General features: G+C 74.0%; 11 protein-coding genes. 5 read left to right on the top strand and 6 right to left on the bottom strand.

Annotation, left to right across the window (positions count from 1 at the left end; genetic code table 11):
* Positions 1-15 precede the first annotated feature (15 nt).
* The gene (locus ABZT47_RS00240; protein ID WP_354834182.1) at positions 16-1,089 is read right to left on the bottom strand and encodes a hypothetical protein; all 1,074 of its coding nucleotides are present in this window, start codon (positions 1,087-1,089) and stop codon (positions 16-18) included.
* Between the two features lie 208 nt (positions 1,090-1,297).
* On the opposite strand from ABZT47_RS00240, the gene ABZT47_RS00235 reads away from it, so the two are divergent.
* Both ABZT47_RS00235 and ABZT47_RS00230 read left to right on the top strand, forming a co-directional pair.
* A complete protein-coding gene (locus ABZT47_RS00235) occupies positions 1,298-3,697 on the top strand; it encodes an ATP-binding protein (RefSeq protein WP_354834179.1) in 2,400 nt (799 codons plus the stop codon).
* 166 nt (positions 3,698-3,863) lie between these two features.
* Positions 3,864-4,682, top strand: coding sequence for an alpha/beta hydrolase (locus ABZT47_RS00230; protein ID WP_354834176.1), 819 nt, complete (start codon positions 3,864-3,866; stop codon positions 4,680-4,682).
* A 90-nt stretch (positions 4,683-4,772) separates the two neighbouring features.
* On the opposite strand, the gene ABZT47_RS00225 is transcribed toward ABZT47_RS00230, so the two are convergent.
* From ABZT47_RS00225 to ABZT47_RS00215, 3 genes are all read right to left on the bottom strand, one after another.
* Positions 4,773-6,560, bottom strand: a complete 1,788-nt coding sequence (locus tag ABZT47_RS00225) for a carbohydrate-binding module family 20 domain-containing protein (protein WP_354834173.1) — start codon at positions 6,558-6,560, stop codon at positions 4,773-4,775.
* A 24-nt stretch (positions 6,561-6,584) separates the two neighbouring features.
* Positions 6,585-12,353: a pullulanase-type alpha-1,6-glucosidase gene (gene pulA / locus ABZT47_RS00220; RefSeq protein ID WP_354834170.1), complete on the bottom strand. Its 5,769-nt coding sequence runs from the start codon at positions 12,351-12,353 to the stop codon at positions 6,585-6,587.
* Positions 12,354-12,695: 342 nt separating this feature from the next.
* Complete coding sequence (locus ABZT47_RS00215) at positions 12,696-13,334, bottom strand: hypothetical protein (RefSeq protein WP_354834167.1); 639 nt, start codon at positions 13,332-13,334, stop codon at positions 12,696-12,698.
* Positions 13,335-13,387: 53 nt separating this feature from the next.
* Here ABZT47_RS00215 and ABZT47_RS00210 point away from each other — a divergent pair, with 53 nt between their 5' ends.
* Positions 13,388-13,654 carry a hypothetical protein gene (locus ABZT47_RS00210; protein ID WP_354835430.1) on the top strand — a complete coding sequence of 89 codons (267 nt, stop codon included), beginning with the start codon at positions 13,388-13,390 and terminating at the stop codon, positions 13,652-13,654.
* Between the two features lie 165 nt (positions 13,655-13,819).
* Here ABZT47_RS00210 and ABZT47_RS00205 read toward each other — a convergent pair whose 3' ends face one another.
* Positions 13,820-14,221: a hypothetical protein gene (locus ABZT47_RS00205; protein ID WP_354834165.1), complete on the bottom strand. Its 402-nt coding sequence runs from the start codon at positions 14,219-14,221 to the stop codon at positions 13,820-13,822.
* 240 nt (positions 14,222-14,461) lie between these two features.
* Between ABZT47_RS00205 and ABZT47_RS00200 the strand changes: the two genes are divergently transcribed.
* Together ABZT47_RS00200 and ABZT47_RS00195 are read left to right on the top strand one after the other, a co-directional pair.
* On the top strand, positions 14,462-16,867 hold the full coding sequence (locus tag ABZT47_RS00200) for an NB-ARC domain-containing protein (protein WP_354834163.1): 2,406 nt from the start codon (positions 14,462-14,464) through the stop codon (positions 16,865-16,867).
* A gap of 253 nt (positions 16,868-17,120) precedes the next feature.
* Entirely contained in the window at positions 17,121-17,531 is a 411-nt protein-coding gene (locus ABZT47_RS00195; protein ID WP_354834162.1) for a hypothetical protein, read from the top strand.
* A 371-nt stretch (positions 17,532-17,902) separates the two neighbouring features.
* On the opposite strand, the gene ABZT47_RS00190 is transcribed toward ABZT47_RS00195, so the two are convergent.
* Positions 17,903-18,511 (bottom strand): STAS domain-containing protein, encoded by a 609-nt coding sequence (locus ABZT47_RS00190; protein WP_354834160.1) that lies wholly within the window; start codon positions 18,509-18,511, stop codon positions 17,903-17,905.
* Positions 18,512-18,618: the final 107 nt, after the last annotated feature.

Below are 18,618 nucleotides of genomic sequence, written 5' to 3'. Positions count from 1 at the left end.
GCCGGGCCGGAGGTCTCATCTCAGCGTGGAGGAGACGACCCGCGGACGGCCCGCGCCGAGGAAGAAGATGCCCGGGAAGCCCTTGGTCTCGAAGCCGGCGCTGCGGTTGCGGCGGAAGATCGACCGCTCGATGCGCAGCGTCCCGGTCCGGTCGTTGCTGACGAAGAAAACGGCCCCGCCGCCCTCCCGCGCGGTGTTGTCGCTGACGATCGAGCCCGCGACGCGCACGGTGAACCGGTTGCCGTCGGCGTAGATCGCACCGCCGCTGCCGCCGCCCGGGGTGCCGCCCCGCGCCGGGTTGGCGCCCCGCCCGATCGCCGTGTTGTGGGTGAACACGCTGTTCAGCACCTCCCACGACACCCCGATGCCGCTCAGCGCCCCGCCGTTGGAGCACACGCCGCCCTGCCCGGCGGCCCCGCCGAAGGTGCTGTTCACGATGTACACCGGCAGGTCGCGCCACTGGTCCAGCGCCCGGATCGCGGCGCCGCCGACGTCCGGCCCGGTGGGATCGCAGCGGTTGCGCACGAAGGTGGAGTTCACGGCCTTGAACCGGCCGCCCCGCACGAACACGGCGCCTCCGCCGCCGCCCTCGGCCCGCTCCCCGGTGGCGTTCCCGTCGGCGAACCGGATGTTCTGCACGGTGAGCTGCGGCCACTGCTGGTCGTCGCAGTGCGGCGTCGTCCACACCTGCGCCTTGTCGCAGGTGTTCATGTACAGGATCCGCCGCGTTCCGCCACCGCTCAGCGTCACCTTTCCGCCGCCGTCCAGCACCACGCGCCTGCTGGTGTTGCGCACCTTCGCCGTGGCCCGCATCACGATGGTGACGGCCTTCGGCCCGCAGGCGAACCGGATCAGCCCTCCCTTGGCCACCGCCGCCACCACCGCGGCCGACGTGCAACTCGCGGGCGTCCCGTTTCCCACCACCCGGTCGGGACGCGAGGTGTCGATCGCCTTCCCGTCCGCGGGCACCACGGCCCGGCCCGCGGGGTTGCCCGGCCCGGCGGCCCCCTGGGCGCTTCCCGGGACGGCCAGAACCGCTCCGGCCATGACGACGCTGACAGCAACGTGGCTGACATGGCTCATTCGCACGCCCGCGATGCTACTTGCGGTACTTCGCCACATCACTCCCTTTCGCGTATTTCCTCACCAGGCGCTCGCCGGTCCGACCGGTCCGGACCTCTCATGGGTGATCGCTCATCCCGGCCACGGCCCGCCGTCGTTCGCCAGGGGGCCCTCGGCATCGGCGCGGAGGGGAAGCGCAGGTCATCGGGCCCGGGACGGTCGGTACGCTGCGGAGGTGACCCTGATCGGACGCCGCGGAGAGCTGGCCGCGGTGGAGCGGCTGCTCGACCGGGCCGCGGCCGGCACCGGCGGGCACCTGGTCGTCAGCGGGCCGCCCGGCTCGGGCAAGACGGCGCTGACCGGCGCCGCCGCGCGCCTGGCCCGCGCCCGCGGCATCCCGGTCATCCGGGCCGCGGCGACGGACCCGGCCTCCGCCCCGCCTTTCTGGACCCGTCTGCTGGACGACCTCGGCACGCACGACGCTCCCGGCTCCGGGGGCGGTCCGGACGGGGGCGGGACGTCGTCGGGGGATGGGCTGGCGGAGCTCGACCAGGTGGCGCGGCTGATCGCTCGCGGCGGACCGCGCCTGGTCCTGGTGGAGGACGCCGACCGGGACGGCGCGCCGGCCGTGGCGTTGCTGAACCTGCTCGCCGCCCGGCTCGGGGCCGGCGCGACCGCGCTGGTCGTGACCGCGCGAGACCCTCTCGGGCTGACGCCGGAGCTGCGCCTGGGCGGCCTCGCGGAACCGGAGCTCGCCGAGCTGGTGGCGGACCTGCCCGCCGAGGCGGTCCACGCGGTGTGGCTGGCCTCGGGCGGCCTCCCCGGTCCCGCCCTCGCCCTCGCCGCCGGACTCGCGGGCTCGCCGGCCGTCGACGACCCGGTGGCCCAGGTGGCACTGGCCGCGCCGTCGGGGGCGTCGTTCCTCGACCTGGACGTCGGCCTGATCCGCGTCCTGGAGGACGCGGCGGGGCGTCCGCTCCCGCCCGCGACCCGGACCCGGGTGCTGGCGCGGCTCGCCCGCGAACTGCTGGGCGACGCCTCGGCCGCGGTCCGCCGGCGGGAGCTGATCGGCGAGGCGGTGGCGCTGGCCAGGACGGCCGGCGACCCCGGCACGCTCGCCGAGGTCCTCGACTGCCGGTTGCACGCCCTGTGGGACCCGGCCGCCGCCGATGAGCGACTGGCCGCCGCCTCGGAGATCATCGAGCGGGCGCGGCGGGCGGGTGACGCGGTGGTCGAGGGACGCGGGCTGTTCTGGCGGTTCACCGCCCTGTGCGAGCTGGGGGACCTCGCGTCCGCCGAGGCGGCGCTCACGGCGTACGCCAGGGCCGGCGAGCTGGCCGGGGACGCCGAGGCAGCGGTGGTGGTGCTCGCCCGCCAGTCGATGCTGGCCACGATCCGCGGCCGGTTCGACGCGGCGGAGGCTCTGGCGCGGGAGGTGGTCGTCCGCGGCGGCCGGGCGGGGCTGAACGACACCGGCCGCCTGGCCGGATCGCTGCGCGCGAGCCTCGCCGCGTTGCGCGGGCAGGCCGCCGACCTCGTGGAACCGTGGCAGGCGCTTGCCCGGCGGCTGCCCGGGCACTTCTTCGAGGCCGCCGCCGCCCGCACCCTGGCCGAGTCCGGTCGCGGCGTCGAGGCGGAGCTGGAGCTGGAGCGGCTGCTGCCCGCCGTGCTCGCCGGATCGGGGCCGCGCTGGCTGGGCGTCGCGGCCGACCTCGCCGTGGTGGCGTCGCTGGCCGGGGAGCCCGCGCCCGCCGAGGCGCTGTACGAGGCGCTGCTGCCCTACCAGGGACGGCTGGTCGTCTGGGGCGGCGCCAACACCATCACCGGACCGGTGGACGACTACCTGGGCCGGCTCGCCGCCCGGCTCGGCCGGCCGGACCAGGCGGTCGGCCACCTGGACGCCGCCGCCGCGCTGGAGCGGCGCGTCGGAGCGCTGCCCTGGCTGGCCCGCACACTGGTCGCCCGCGCGCAGGCCATGACCGCGCGCGGCGGCGAAGGCGACCACGACCGGGCGGCGGACGACCTGGCCCGCGCCCGCTCGATCGCCGGGCGTCTCGGCATGAACGGGCTGCTCGCCACGCTGGAGCCCCCGGCCGACGAGTGGCGGCTGCGCCGGGACGGCGACGGCTGGAGCCTGGAGGCGGGCGCCGAGACGGCCCGGCTGCGCGACGGTCGCGGCATGCATTACCTGCGGGCGCTGCTGGCCGCGCCCGGCCGGGAGATCCCCGCGCTGGACCTCGTCGCGGGAGGCGCCGGCCTGCGGGCGCCCGGCGGTGACCCGGTGCTCGACGACGCCGCCCGTGCGGCCTACCGGCGGCGGCTGGAGACGCTCGACCGGCGGCTCGACGAGGCCGACCGGGTGGGCGACTCCGAACGGGCGGCGGCCCTCCAGCAGGAGCGGACGGCCCTGGTGGGCGAGTTGCGCCGGGCCACCGGCCTGGGCGGCCGGCCGCGGGCCCAGGCGGGCGAGGCCGAACGCGCCCGCGTCAACGCGACCCGGACGCTGTGGGCGGCCGTCGAGCGGGTGGAGTCGGTCGCGCCGCTGGCCGGCGCCCACCTGCGGGCGTCCCTGCGCACCGGCCGCCTGTTCCGCTACCAGCCCGCCCCCGGCGGCCCCGCACGCTGGAGGGTCTGACCGAAGAGGGATCGCCTCGCCGCCACCGCCTGCCGGTCGGCCCGGCGGAGCGTCCGAGCCAGGAGGCCTCACCGGTGTGCCGGGGCGTGTTCGTCGCGGACGAACGAATCGTTCGTGCCGGAGTTACGCCTGCCAGATGAAAGCACCCTCAGGGCGGGAGAACGACATGTCACATATGCGACCACGGTACTTCGGCGCGCTCGCCGCGGGCAGCCGGGGAATTGCCGGCGACCGGCCGCCGCTGGTCCTGCTGCACGGCCTCACCTATGACCGGCGCCAGTGGGGGCCGGTCCTGCGTGAACTCGCGCTCCGCGACCCCGATCGGCAGGTGGTGGCCTTCGACCTGCCCGGCCACGGCGAGTCGCCCCGGCGCGCCTCCTACCGCCTGGACGAGGTGGCCGCCGTGGTGCACGCAGCGGTGACCGAGGCCAGGATCGAGGACCCGGTGGTGGCCGGGCATTCGCTGGGCGGCGCGCTCGCGACCGTCTACGCCGCCGCGTATCCCACCAGGGGCGTGGTCAACGTCGACCAGCCGCTGCTCGTCGACGGGTTCGCCGCGGTGCTGCGCGAGGCCGAGCCCGTACTGCGCGGCCCCGGGTACGGGCAGGTGTGGGAGTCGCTGCTCGCCGGGATGGGGATCGACCTGCTGCCGCCGTCCGCGCGGGAGCTGCTGCGGACGGCCACCACCCCCCGGCAGGACCTGCTCCTCGGGTACTGGGAGGAGATCCTGGTCACGCCGGCCGGTGACCTCGGTGACCGCCGCGCGCGCGACCTGGACGCGATTCGCGCGCGCGGCGTCGCCTATCACCATGTGAGCGGCGGCGAACCCGGTGAGGCGTACCGGCGCTGGCTGGAGGCGGCGCTGCCGGGCGCCGCCGTCACCGTCCTGCCGGGCGGCGGCCACTTCCCGCACCTGGCCCGGCCGGCCGAGCTGGCCGCGATCCTGGCGCGACCGGCCGGGTCCCTCGTACATCCGCCCGCCTGACCCGGCCGCGCGCACCTGGGCCGCCTGGCGCGACCGGCCGGGTCCCTCGTACGTCCGCCCGCCTGACCCGGCCGCGCGCCCCGGGCGGGGTCAGCGCCAGGTGTCGTCGCGGGTGGCGGTGCCGCTCCCCGGGGTGGTGAAGGAGCGGTTCGGATCGCTCTCCCAGGTCACCGAGCCGTCGGGGTTCTTCTTGATGTACTTGTACTGGACGGCCGTGCCCGCCGGCAGGGCCACCGTGGCGCGCCACACCGGGTAGGACGCCGACGACAGCGCCACCGCGCCGGCGGGGTTCCACGCGCCCAGCTCGGCGAGGTCGCCGACCACGAAGACGTTCTGCCCCCAGGTGGTGGTCACGTTCGCGTTGAACGACGTCGCGACGGTCGCCGGCGGCGTGGTGGTGGCCCCGGTCCGGATGGCGACCGCGCTCTTGGCGGGGACGGTGACGGCGGCCGTGCCGCCGGAGCCGACGGTCACCGAGCCGCCGCCGGTCAGGTTGGCGTAGGTGCCGGCGGGCAGGCCGGTGGCGAAGGCGCCCGAGTAGGACGAGGAACCGTTGTTGATCGCGACCCAGCCCTTGTCGCCGCGGCTGAAGGCGATGACGCTCGCGGACGGGGCGCTCCAGTTGGCCACCGAGGTGCCCCGGACGGCGTTGCGGAACCCGACCATGCCGTTGACGGCGCCGTCGCGGTGCAGGCACGTCCACCCGCTGGAGCAGTTCGCCGCGGTCACGTAGCCGTTGCCGTCCGAGGGCGGGGAGGCGTCGTTGTCGCTGAAGGTGAACCCGTCGTAGATCTGCGGCGCGCCGTGCGTCCAGGCGAGCTGGAAGATGGTGGCCAGGGTGTAGGCGGCGCCGCTCTTGTAGGTGAGGGTGGAGCCGTTGCGCTCGGTGTCGTGGTTGGCGACGAAGGTGACGGCCTTGTCGCCGGGCTGCATGCCGCCCCACGTGGCGCCGAAGGTCTGCAGTTCGGAGATGTTCCCCTCGAACTTCTGCTTGAGGTAGCGCCCGTACTGGAAGTCCAGCACGTCGCCGAGGCCGGTGTACCGGCCGGGCTGGACGGCCTCGCCGGCGCCGTAGATGACCTCCTGGACGATGTACGGCGAGCCGGTGACCTGCCCGTAGATGGCGGCCAGGTCGGTGGGGCTCATGTGCTTGACCGCGTCCACGCGGAAGCCGTCCACGCCGAGGCCGACCAGGTCGTTGAGGTAGGCGGCGATGCGGGAGCGCACGTAGCCGGCGCCGGTGTCCAGGTCGGCGAGGCCGGACAGCTCGCACTGCTGCACGTTGCGCGCGCTGCCGGCGTAGTCGCCGTCGTGGATGGTGCCGTCGGAGTTGCCGCAGGCGCCCGGGTAGTAGTGGAAGTCGGCCGAGGAGTAGGTGCCCGGGTAGTTGTACTTGGAGAAGGTCCTCCCGCCGTAGGAGGCCGAGCCCTGGCCGGTCATGTGGTTGATGACGGCGTCGGCGTAGACCTTGACCCCGGCCGCGTGGCAGGCCTGCACCATCGCCGAGAACTGGGCACGGCTGCCGAGCCTGCCGGTCAGGTCGTAGGCGGCCGGCTGGTACAGCTCCCACCACGAGTGGGCGCCCGCCCGCTTGAGGGAGTCCTGCGGCGGCGACACCTGCACCGCTCCGTACCCGGCCGGGCCGAGCACGTTGGTGCACTCGGCGGAGACCGAGGGCCAGTTCCAGGCGAACAGGTTGGCGGTGACGTCCTTGGCGCCGGAGGGGGCCGCCTGCGCGGGGCCGCCGGTCAGCGGGACGACGGCCGACGCCGTCAGCAGGGTCAGGACGGCGGACAGGGCGAGGGAACCGAGCCCGGCGCGGCGGGGGCGAGGAGCGCGGACGGAGCGGGCGGGAGCGGGGGGATCGCACGATCTCACGTGGGGCCTCCAGGGGGGAGGGGTTCACGACCGGACGAAGACCGCGACCGTGCGGGCCGGGACGGTCAGGGTGCCGGTCGAGGGGTCGAAGGCCGACCGCCTGACGACGGGGTCGTCCGAGGCGGCCTGGACGGGGTGCAGGGCGACCCGCGCGCCCTTCAGCGCGGGGACGATCTGCGCCTGGGTGTCCGGCGTCGCGTTGAACACCACCGTGACCGACTTCCAGCGCGGGTCGGCGCCGGAGGAGTCCAGGTGCATGGTGACCACGCCCGGCGTCTCGCCGGCGCCGCTCACCGGGAAGGACAGCCGCCGCTGCACCTCGGCGAGCGAGCCGAGCGAGAACGCGGGGGAGGAGGAGCGGATCTTCAGCAGCTCGCCGAACCGCGCCCGCGCCGCGCCGATCGCCGCGCAGCCGGGCCGCAGCGCCGGGTCGGCAAGCAGCGGCCGGGCGTAGGGCCACTTGGACTCGTTGTCGGCCTTCGGTGGCAGGCCGGCGCCGAAGCCGTTGCCCGCCGAGCAGTCCCACAGCAGCCGGTTGAACCAGTCGCCGGAGTCGTAGGAGTTGCGGTCGAGCGACTTGGAGCGCAGCCGCTCGCTGCCGGCGTGCACGAAGGCCGTGCCCTGCGACAGCAGCGCCGAGGCGAGCGCCACCGCCTGCATGCGCACCCGGTCGTCCATCGAGGTCGACTGCGGGAGCTTGTAGGCGAGCGCGTCGAACAGCGTCTCGTTGTCGTGGGCGTCGACGTAGCTCACCGCCTCGCCGGGCGCGGCGGTGTACCCGGCGGGCGAGCCGTTGTAGTCGACCTGGGCGCCGGTGACCTGCGCCCCGGTGGAGGCGGTGAACCGGTAGTCGCGCAGGTTGCCCGACAGCCCGACCTTGATCAGGTCCTGGTAGTGCAGGAGGCGGGCCCGCTGCTGCCCGGCGTCGCCGTTGGCCGGCGACCCGTTCGGCGCTCCGGCCAGCCCGGAGCCGAAGCCCTGGACGCGCGGGTCGGCGTCGAACGGCCCGCCGCCGCGCACGGCGTCGCGCAGCCGGTCGTTGAACGTGCCGACGCCCGTGCCGGCCATGTTCGCCTGGGTGGCCTGGACGAACCGCGCGTCGTTGGCGACCTCCCCGAAGTTCCATCCCTCGCCGTACAGGATGACCGACCTGCCGTCCACGCCGTCGCGGGCGAGCGTCAGCCTGTCCAGCGCCGCCCGCACGGCCAGGATGTTCGCCTTCGGGTGGTGGCCCATCAGGTCGAACCGGAAGCCGTCGACCTTGTACTGCCTGGCCCAGGTGACGACGGAGTCCACGACGAGCTTGCCCATCATGGCGTGCTCGGGCGCGGTGTTCGCGCAGCAGGTGGAGGTGGCCACCGTGCCGTCCGGGAGCAGCCGGTGGTAGTAGCCGGGCACGACGCGGTCCAGCACCGACCTCGGGTCCTGCCCGGCGGCGAAGGTGTGGTTGTAGACGACGTCCATGACGACCCGCAGCCCGGCCCCGTTCAGCCCGGCGACCATGGAACGGAACTCCTCGACGCGGCGCGGCCCGTCCGGGTCGGTCGAGTAAGAACCTTCGGGCACCGTGTAGTGGACCGGGTCGTATCCCCAGTTGAAGGAGTCGGTGGCGGCGGTCTTCGCCACGCACTCCTGCTGCCCCTCGGAGTCGGCGGGCATCGCGGCCAGGTCGCACTCGGGCTCGGTGCGGTCGGCCCGGCGTTCGGGGACGCTGCCGATGTCGAACGCGGGCAGCAGGTGCACGTGCGTGAGCCCGTCCGCGGCGAGCGCGCGCAACTCCTTCATGCCCGCCGAGTCGCGGGCGAACGCGGCGAAGGTCCCCCTCTCCGGCGCCGGGACGGTGGCGTCGGAGGCGGAGAAGTCGCGCACGTGCAGCTCGTAGATGGACGCCCTCTCCTGGGGCACGGCCTTCGGCTTGCGCAGCGTCGTCCAGCCGCCGGGCCGCAGCGCGCGGTCGGACAGGTCGACGAGCTGGCTGCGCGCCGAGTCTGCCGCGAGCGACACGCTGTAGGGGTCGGTCACCTCGTTGGTGACCACCGTGCCGGCCGCCGGGGCGTACACGGTGACCAGGAAGGTGTAGTAGAGCCCCTTCCAGGTGGGCAGGCCGCGCACCGACCAGACCCCGGTGGCGTCGTCGCGGCGCATCGGGTGGACGGTGCGCCCGCCGCCGGAGGGGCCCTGGTAGAGCGCCAGTTCGACCTTGCGCGCGGTGGGCGCCCACACCGACACCGACGGCGAGGCCGAGGCCGCGTTCAGCTGGGACGCCGACGACGCCGACGACGCCGAGGATGCGGAGGATGCCGAGGCGGGCCACACCGGCCCGAGCTCGGCGGACGCCGCCGCGGCGTACAGGTCGTCCAGCACGCCGGGGATCTGCACGCCGGTCGCCGTGCGCAGCACCCCGGCCGCGTCGCGTTCGACGGCGACGACCTGCCCGCGCAGCGCCTGCCCGACCAGGTGGGCGTCGCGGGGGTCGACCTTCAGCGCCGCGTAGGAGGCCAGGTGCGGCCACTTCGCCTTCTGCGCGTCGGTGAGTGCGACCCCGCCGGACAGGCGGATCAGCCGCAGGTCGCCGGTCAGGTCGCCCTTGTCGTAGGCGATGTCGCCCTCGGCGGAGAACGCCAGCGAGTAGTGCGAGGCGGTGGACGGCGGGAGGTCCCAGGCGATGGTGTCGCGGTCGATCCAGTGCGCCGCGGCCTTGGACAGGTCGGCGTCCGCGCCCCGGGCCGGCGGCTGCGGCAGCAGGTGGCCCTCGACGGCGGCCAGCCGCCACACCTCGTGGCCGGTGGCGCTCAGGTCGAGCGACTGGTCGGACGGCAGGTCCTTGTCGTCGCCCTTGTGGATGATGTAGCTCAGGCTCGTCGCCCCCTCGGCCAGCGGTACGCGGTAGTACACGCCGAAGTCGTCCTCGCCCGCCGGCGGGAGCGGGGCCGCCCACTCCGTCGGCTGGGCGGCCCCGTTCCACACGTGGAGTCCCCAGCCGTCGTAGTTCCCGTCCGCGCGCCGGTAATGCAGGATCGCCACGTTCTCCGCGGCGGCGCGCGTCGGGTGGAGGGTGGCCTCGCCGGAGTTCACGTACGCCTCGGGCCGCAGTGCCGGGACGAACGACTGGTCGGGGCCGGGGTCCTTGGCGTCGCCGTTGTGCACGATGTAGTTCAACGGGGCCGACGGGTCCTTCAGCGGGACCTTCCAGTACGGGCCGTAGGAGTCGGCGCCGTCCGGCGCGCGGGGGCTCGCCCAGTCGGTGCCCGCCCCGTCGGCGACCGCGTCGCCCCACAGGTGCAGCCCCCAGCCGTCGTACCGTCCGTCGGGGCGGTGGTAGTGCACGGTCGCGTACCCCTGGGCGGCGGCACGGGAGGAAGAGACCTCCGGCCTGCCCTCGGTCAGCCACACCTCGCCCGTCTTGCGCGGGTCGACGGCACGGTCGCCGCCGTCCTTCGCATCGCCCTTGTGGGTGATGAGGCCGACGCTCGCCGCGCCGGGCTTCAGCCTGATCCAGGCGAAGCGGCCGAAGGAGTCCTCGCCGGCCAGCGCCAGCGGCGTCCCCCACTCGGTGGGCTGTTCCACATCGCCCCACACGTGCAGTCCCCAGCCGTCGTAGTCCGCGCGCCGGTAGTGGACGATGAGCCAGTCGCGGGTGAGCGTCCCGGGCTCCTCCGGGGTGGGCGGCGCCGCCACGGTGGCGGTCGCGGAGGCGGCGGCGAACCGGCCGGCCGAGTCCTTCACCACCGCCTTGTAGGCGACCTTCGTGCCCGCGGCCAGCCCGGTGAGGTCGTGGAACACCCGGAACGTGCGGCCCGCGCCGGACACGGCGGGGGCGTCGTCGGTGCCGAGCACCTTCCAGGGGCCCGCGCCGGCCCGGGCGGCGAAGGTCACCTGGTCGAACCCGTCGCCCGGCACGGTCGCCGTCACCGGGACGCGCCCGTCGGCCGCCGTGCCGCCGATCTCGGAGCCCGGCAGCGTGATCGACACCGCGGGCCCGGTGGCCGGGGCGGCGAGCCTGCCGGAGGCGCGGTAGACCACCGCAGAAAGGGCGGGGACGGTGACCCGGAGAGCGCGGTCGGCGCCGGTGGCCGCCGTCGCGGGGCCCTCACCGTACACGCGGGTGAAGCCCATGCCCGCCGAGTAGGTCGGCACGGCGGCCGAGGCGGGCGTCTCGGCGTTGTTCACCGCGACGACGTACTCGGCCTGCTCCTTGGCGCCGATGCGGCTGAAGGCGTACAGGCCGCCGGTGGCAAGGCGCTCGATCTGCGCGCCGTCGGCCAGCGCGGGGTGGGCGTCCCGCAGCTTCGCCAGCGCCGCGATCCCCTGGTACAGCGGATGGGCGGGGACGAAGTTGTCCTGCGCGTGCGTCGCGGTCGTGCCGATCAGGTCGTCGGTCAGGTAGCTCGGCGTCTTCGAGGCGAACATGGACTGCCGTGCATCCTTGTCGCCGCCCTTGCCGGTGAAGCCCTGCTCGTCGCCGTAGTACACCACCGGCTGGCCCCGCGTCAGGTACATCAGCTCGTGGGCGAGCAGGTCGCGCCGCAGCAGCTCGCCGTCGGTCGCGCCCGGGGCGTCCTGGGCGACGAACCGGCCGATGCGTCCCATGTCGTGGTTGCCGAGGAAGGTCGGCAGCGAGGCGGCGTCGCGGTCGGCGGTCGTGTGGTAGTCGTCGCCCGCGTAGAGGCGGGCCAGCCGGGAGGCGTCCGCCGTGCCGCCGCCGTAGGACCGCGCGGCCTCCTGGAACGGGAAGTCCAGAGTCGCGTCCATGCCGCCCTGCGTCGAGTAACGGCTGGTCACCGCCGGGTCGCCGGAGTACACCTCGCCGAACATGAAGAAGCGGTCCTGGCCGCGCTTCGCGGCGTACTCGTGCAGGGCGGGGGAGAACCGCTGCCAGAACTCCATGTTGACGTGCTTGGCGGTGTCGATGCGGAAGCCGTCGATGCCGGTCTCGCGGACCCACGTCCGGTAGATGTCGGTCATGCCCTTGACGACCTCGGGACGCTCGGTCCACAGGTCGTCCAGGCCGGAGAAGTCGCCGTACTCGTCGGTCTCGCCGCCGCTGAACGTCGAGTCGCCCCGGTTGTGGTACATCGTCGGGTCATTCAGCCAGGCCGGGGTCTTCACGCCCTTGGCCGCGACCGGCGTGTAGGGGAAGGAGCCGGCGTCGACCTTGGGGAAGGTGGTCCCACCCGCGTAGTCGCGGTCGTCGAAGGGCCGGCCGGAGGTGTCGACGTAGGGATAGGCGGCCTTGGACCGGTAGGTGGAGGTCTTCTCCTTGTGGTCGACGACATCGGCCGTGTGGTTGGTGATGATGTCGAAGAACACCTTCATGCCGCGTTCGTGGGCCTCGCGGACGAGGCGCTTCATCTGGGCGTTGGTGCCCAGGTGCGGGTCGATCGAGGTGAAGTCGGTGATCCAGTAGCCGTGGTACCCGGCCGAGGCGTCGGCGCCCGTGCCCTGCACGGGGCGGTTCTTGAACGCGGGGGTCAGCCAGATCGCGGTGCTGCCCAGGCCCTTGATGTAGTCGAGCTTGCCGAGCAGCCCGGCCAGGTCCCCGCCCTGGTAGAAGCCCTTGTCGGCCGGGTCGAACCCGGTGGCGAGCCGGTCGCCGGTCAGGCCGCCCCTGTCGTTGCCCGGGTCGCCGTTGGCGAACCGGTCGGTCATCACGAAGTAGAACCGCTCGCGCGTCAGCCGGGTGCGCGGCGCGTCGCGCGCGAGGTCCTTGTCGGAGGGCTCCGCCGTCCGGCTGAGCGGCGACACCAGCGCCTTCGCGGCGGCCGGAACGCCGGGCGAACCCGCGGACGCCACGGCGGCGGAGGAGGCCGCGGTGGCGGCGGAGCCTGCGGAGCCCGCGGCGGCGGGGGGAACGACGGCCAGGGGTGCCGTGCAGAGGAGCGCTGTGAGGACCGCGGCCACCGGTAAGCGGGCCGGCCCGCGGACGGGCGACCTTCTCGCGGGCCGTGGGGGGAGTGGCCGGACCACAAGGGCCTCCGCGTGTCGTATTTCAGGGTTGTTGCCCGGAAGTTACTCAGTCGCTCAGATCTATGCAATGCCTTTCAGAAATTTCCTGAAAATTGCTAACTCGCCGGGCATGAGTGGCCTCGGCGATGACAGGAGGTGTTCCGAGGTGGCGTTCCCAGGCCGTCCTGGTCAGGCGGCGGGTGGGACGCGGACCGGGATCTCGCCGCCCAGCCGGGCGCCGGAGGCCAGCTCGAGATCGTCGCCGCTCCAGAAACGTCCCGGGTCGTACCAGTTGAGGCGGCGACCGGCCGGGAGTAGACCCATGTCCTGGTACGTCGCCGCGACCACTTCCGCGCAGTAGGCGGTCTCCAGCGCCGCCTCCCGGACGCGACGGACGGCCGGCAGCCGCCCGCGCAGCCAGCGGCCCGCCAGCCGCGCCGTCGAAGGGAACGGCGTGCCGTCCAGGCGCGCGATGGTGCGCAGCAGGGCGTCCTCCATGTCCCGCGTGACCGGGCGGTCGAGCTGGCGCAGCCACGCGCGCTGCCCGTACCTCGTCGCCCACACCGTGACGGCGTCGCGCAGGTCGTGGAGCTGGACACCGCGCTGGTTCGTGCCCGACCACAGGTCGGGCAGCGACCGCCCGAGCTCGGCGTGCCACATCAGCGGCGGCAGATCATCGATGACCACGGACATGCCGACGTGGTTCACCGGGCTGTTGGTCGTCACCTGGATGGCCCGGTCGGGCGCCGACCGGCCGCGGAACAGCCAGACGTCGCCGGTGCGGGTCAGGTCGAGCGCCTCGTCGAGGCCGATGCTCACGCCGGACATTCCACTCCTCTTCCCATTAGCCTGTGGACATGCGTTGGTGGAAGATACTGGGCCTGGCCGCCTTCGCGGGCGTCGCCGCCTCCGGAGCCGTCATCGTCCGCGCCGAGCGCCGCCGCCGCGCCTACACCCCCGAAGAGATCCGCGACCGCCTCCGCGGCCGCCTCGCCGAGGCGTCCGCCGCCGCCCCGCCGCTCGGGAATTCCGTCCCGGCGCCCGACCCTCGCCCCTGGACGGTCGCCGGCCTCCGGTCGGCCACAACTCGGTTCTCCGGGCGCGCGCGTGAGGAGTTCCGGAAGATCACCGGGCGGCGGTTTCCCTGATTCGGCGACCGCGGCATGTGCGTCCGTACAAGGGACGGCTCGCGGAGATCCGGGAATTGCGCGGGACGGCCAGACCGCATTCATGAGAAACCGGCGACCGGAAAGCGCGGGCGGATGGTATTCCATGGCGAGCGAAGCACCGATCCGTCCAAAGACCGGGGCCGCCTACCGGGCAGGGCCCTCCCGCTCGTCGGCCGCCTCGTCGCTGGGCGGGGAGGGCCGCGGAGTGCCGATGGTGATAGGGCCGGTGAAGGTGTCGGCCTGCAGGACGGGGCCGTGCACCGTGCCGCTGACGCTGTTGCGCACCCGGCCCGCGCCGGAGTCCGGCTCCGGAGGCGGTGACGTCCCTTCCTGGGCGGGGGCCTCCGCGGGGGCACGCCGGGCGAGGACGACCCCGTAGGCCGACAGGGCGAGCCCGGCGACTCCGGTGAACGCGCCGAGCACGCTGGCGTACTTGTCGGCGTCGTCCAGACCGGCCATGGGGAGCGCCACTCCGAGCGCCACCATGACCAGACCGGTCGCGATCACCGCCAGCCGGGTGAATATCCGAGCCCGCGAACGCCTCATCCGGTGATTCTCACCTCTCGGATAGGCCCGCGTATAGGGGCGGGAGAAACGACCTGAACCCGAGGGTACGGGGACGGCCGCCGGGTGAAGTATTTCGCCTCCGGCGCAGTGAACCGAGAAAGTCGATCTGTGCATTCGGGACGGACTGATTTACGATTGCGGGGCATCTGGAGCCGAGGCGACGTGGGGCTGGCCATGGATGTGCCCGCCGAGGCATACACGAGCAACGTACCGGTCGAGATGACCACTTTCGTGGGGCGGCGTCGTGAGGTGGCCGCGATCGCGCGCATGCTGGGGGAGTCGCGGCTGGTCACGCTCACAGGCGTGGGCGGGGTCGGCAAGACGCGGCTGGCGACGCGGGTGGCGCGCGAGGTGGCGGGCCGCTTCCCCGGCGGCGCGTGGTTCGTGGAGCTGTCCTCGCTGCGGGCCCCCGAGATGGTCGGCGACGCGATCCGCGCGGCGCTGCGCGTGGGCGCCCGGCCCGGCGACACGGCGGTCGCCGTTCTCGGCGAGTTCCTGGCGGGGCGGCGCACGCTGCTCGTCCTGGACACCTGCGAGCACCTGACGGACGCCTGCGCCGCGACCGTGCGCGCGATTCTGGCCGCCGCGCCCGGAGTCCGGGTCCTTGCCACCAGCCGTCGCGTGCTCGGCGTCCTCGGTGAGGCCCGTTTCGAGGTCGAACCGCTGCCGGTGGAGGGCGAGCCAGGCCCGGGCGAGGACGGCGAAGACACGGCGCCGGCCGGCGGCGCACCGGACGGCCGGCCCGGCCCGTTACGGGCCGACGACGCGCGAGACGGAGCGTCCGGCCTGACCGCGTCCGGCGGCGTGCGAGACGGCGCGTCCGGTCCGACCGGGGCCGGCGGCGCGCGAGACGGCGGGTCCGGTCAGGACGGGGACGCGGGGCGGGGCGGCGGTCCGTCCGATGACGCGGGCGCTCTGGTCACGGACGCGGACGGCGAGGGCGACCTGAGTGGGGCCGCGGCGTCGTCCGGGAGCGGGTCGAGCGGGGGCGTGGGTTCGTCCGGGAGTGGGTCGAGCGGGGGCGCGGCGTCGTCCGGGGGCGGGCCGAGGGGGGCGGTGGCGTTGTTCACCGACCGGGCCGCCTCGCTGGTGCCCGGGTTCGCGGCCACCCCGGAGGTGGCGCGGCTGTGCCGGCGGCTGGACGGCATCCCGCTGGCGATCGAGCTGGCCGCCGTGCGGCTGCGGTCACTGTCGTTCGAGCAGGTCGCGGCCGGTGCGGGCGATCGTTTCGCCCTGCTGTCCGACACCCGCCGTCCCGGCCCGGCGCGTCACCGGACGCTGCGCACGGCGATCGGCTGGAGCCACGAGCTGTGCGAGCCGCTGGAGCGCCTGCTGTGGGCCCGGCTGTCGGTGTTCCCGGCCGACTTCGACCTCGCGGCCGCGCAGGAGGTGTGTGCGGACGCCGAGGACGAGGTCGGCGCCGGCCTGGGCCGCGAGCACGTCGAGGACGTGCTGCTCGCCCTGGTGGACGCGTCGGTGGTGTCACGCGTCGACGCCGGCGCGGCCGTCCGCTTCCGCATGCTCGACACCATCCGCGAGTACGGCGCCGGGTGGCTGCGCGAGCTGGGGCAGACGGCCGGGGTCCGGCGCCGCCACCGCGACCACTACCTCGACCTGGCCCGGCGGTTCGACGCCGAGTGGTTCGGCGCCGAGCAGGTGTCCTGGTACACCCGGATGCGCCGCGAGCTGCCCAACCTGCGGGAGGCGCTCGGCTTCTGCCTGGCCGAGCCGGCCGAGCACACCGCCGGCCTCGACCTCGCGGGACGGCTGACCTACCTGTGGCTGGCCTGCGGCTTGGTCGAGGAGGGCCGTGGCCACCTGCGGCGGGCGCTGGAGCTGGTCCAGCCCTCGGGGCGGGCGCTGTCGCGCGCGCTGTGGGCGTGCGCGTGGCTCGCCGACCTGCAGGGCGACCTGGACGAGGCCAACGACCTGGCCACCGAGTGCATGGCGCAGGCGTTCTCCCACGACGACCTGGCCGCGGCGGGCTGGGGCATCCTCTGCTGCGCCAACACCGGCCTGCGCTGGGGGTACGTCACAGAGGCACTGTCGATGTACGAGCGAGCGCGTGGGACCCACGAGCAGGGCGGCGACCGCGGGGCCGGCCTGGCGATGGCGCTCACCGGGCAGGCGTACGCGCTCATGCGGCTCGGCAGGTCGGACCGGGCCCTCGGCTGCCTGCGCCTGCAGGCGTCCTTGTGCGATTCCCGGGGCGACATCTGGGTGCGCTCGTCGGGGGAGTGGGTCCGCGGTCTCATCGAGGCCGACCGCGGTGACTACGCGGCGGCCGACCGGTACGCGCGCGCGTCGCTGCGCCACAAATGGCTGGTCCACGACAGCCACGGCATGGCGATGGTGCTGGCGAGCCTGGCCCGCACGGCCGCCGGCCTCGGCGACATGGACCGCGCGGCGCGACTGCTCGGCAGCGGCGAACTGGTCGAGCGCAGCTACGGGCTGCGGCTGTGCCTGCCGCGCGCCGACGGCCTGCGTGAGCAGGCCGAGTCGCGGGCCAGGGCCGTTCTCGGCGACCGCGACTTCGACACGGCCTTCGCCCTTGGCCGCGAGCTGGACCTGGACAGCGCCCTGGCCTACGCGCTCGCCGACGCCTCCACCGGCACCCGCACCTGACCGCTTCCGGAACCGTCCCTTGATCGTGATCGAGGTGACCGCCTCGGGGAGGGCGCTCGCGCCGCGGCTCGCTCCCGATCTTCGGGCAGGCGGTCACGCGGCTGCTGGACGGGTTCTCCGAAAAGGAGTCGCGGCAGCTTACGGGCGTGCTACGCCGCATGCTGGGACAACCTTGAGGAGGGCCGCGAAAATCCGGTTAAGTAGGGCTTCGCGAATGTGTTGACATTAATGCCACAAATGACATTATTCAGCCATGCGTGACGAAGCCGAGCGGCTGCTGCTGATCCAGGATGACTTCGAGCGCTTCCGCGCCGCCACCCGGATGCTGGTGGACCTGGACGATCTGATCCTGGAGATCTCGCGCATCCGCAACGAGAGCGCCTCCCGGATGCAGATCATCTCGGTCACCCCGCCCGCCCGATCCGATGACGCCCTACCGGACGACGCGCGCGCGGTGCTCGAATGCATCCGCAGGACCGGCGCCCAGCGGTTCCGGCGGCGCGACATCTTCCGCCGCCTCGCCCGCCGGTTCAAGCGCGTCGCGGCCATGGTGCCCGCGCTGGACCTGCTGGAGGCGGCCGGCTACATCCGCAAGATCGAGCCCACCGTCACCGCCGGCCAGCCCGGCCGGCGCCGCTCCCCCGAGTACGAGGTGCGCCTCTAGGACGACCGCGAAGGTGCACCGGTCGCCCGCCGTACGACGGCGCCGGATCCACCGCCCACCATCCCGCCGCCCCGGCGCCGGGGGAAAGATCCATCCAAGCGGGAAGAGTGACGCGTCCGCCCGGAGAAGGTGGGGCTCCTCCGGTCGACGGCGTGCCCTGCGGGGGAGGGTCTTTCCTGGCGGGGGTGTGACGCTCCTGGCTGAGGAAGGTGGCCTTTCCCGGGCTGGCGGCGTGCCGTCCGGGGGAAGGTCCACCCAGGACTGAAGGGCAACGCGCTCGGGCTGGGGGGTGTCCTCTGGGTTCTGTCTGGACACGGGGTGCGCCCTGCGGCCTGGTGTGTGTCGCTGGAGGCCGGGTGGGAGGCGGCTGGTCAGGTTTGGGGAGGGGGGATGGGGGAGGCCGAGTCGGGAGGCGGCAGGTCGTCGGCCTGCTGGAGCACGCCCGCGACCGTGGACGCGTCGTCCCCCTGACCTGCTCCGCTCACGCTCGTGAGGACGTCGTCCGCCTGACCTGGGCCGATGGTGTCCATGGGGACCGCGCCGCCGAGGTGCGGGCCGGTGGCGCCCGCCAGGCCGAGGGGATCAAGGGTTTCCGTCGCTCCACCCCCGGAGGGGGAGACGCGGAGCATGGCGTCGTCAACGCTCTCGTAGGTGTCGAACGCCGCGCGCAGCCCGGTGATGGTCAGCACCCGGAGCAGCGTGCCCTGGACACCGCTGAGCATGAAGCCCTGCCCGGCCGCCTGGCTGTGGTGCAGGGCGGCGATGAGCTCGCTCAACCCCACCGAGTCACAGAACGTGACCCCGGCGACATCGAGGATGACGGCCGTCACTCCAGGCATGCTCCAGGCACGGCCGAGTTCGTCGCGCAGGATGACCGCGGAACGGTAGTCGAGCTCACCTTGCGCCTCGACGACGATCGCGCTGTTGCCACCCCTGGAGAACACGACCAATCCTGCTTGCGGATCGGCACCAAACTGCATGATCACTCCCTCGGCCTGCAGGTTTCAGGGCAGGCGTGGATACCTTCCTACCAGGTTCGGACGACCGCCACCGCCACGCGACCGCACGGATGTGGACGCCCAGAGGC

The organism is Sphaerisporangium sp. NPDC005289 (assembly GCF_040607455.1).
Lineage (GTDB): Bacteria > Actinomycetota > Actinomycetes > Streptosporangiales > Streptosporangiaceae > Sphaerisporangium > Sphaerisporangium rhizosphaerae.
The sequence above is the reverse complement of the archived record's forward strand: the minus strand, read 5'-3'. Positions and strand labels throughout refer to the sequence as shown.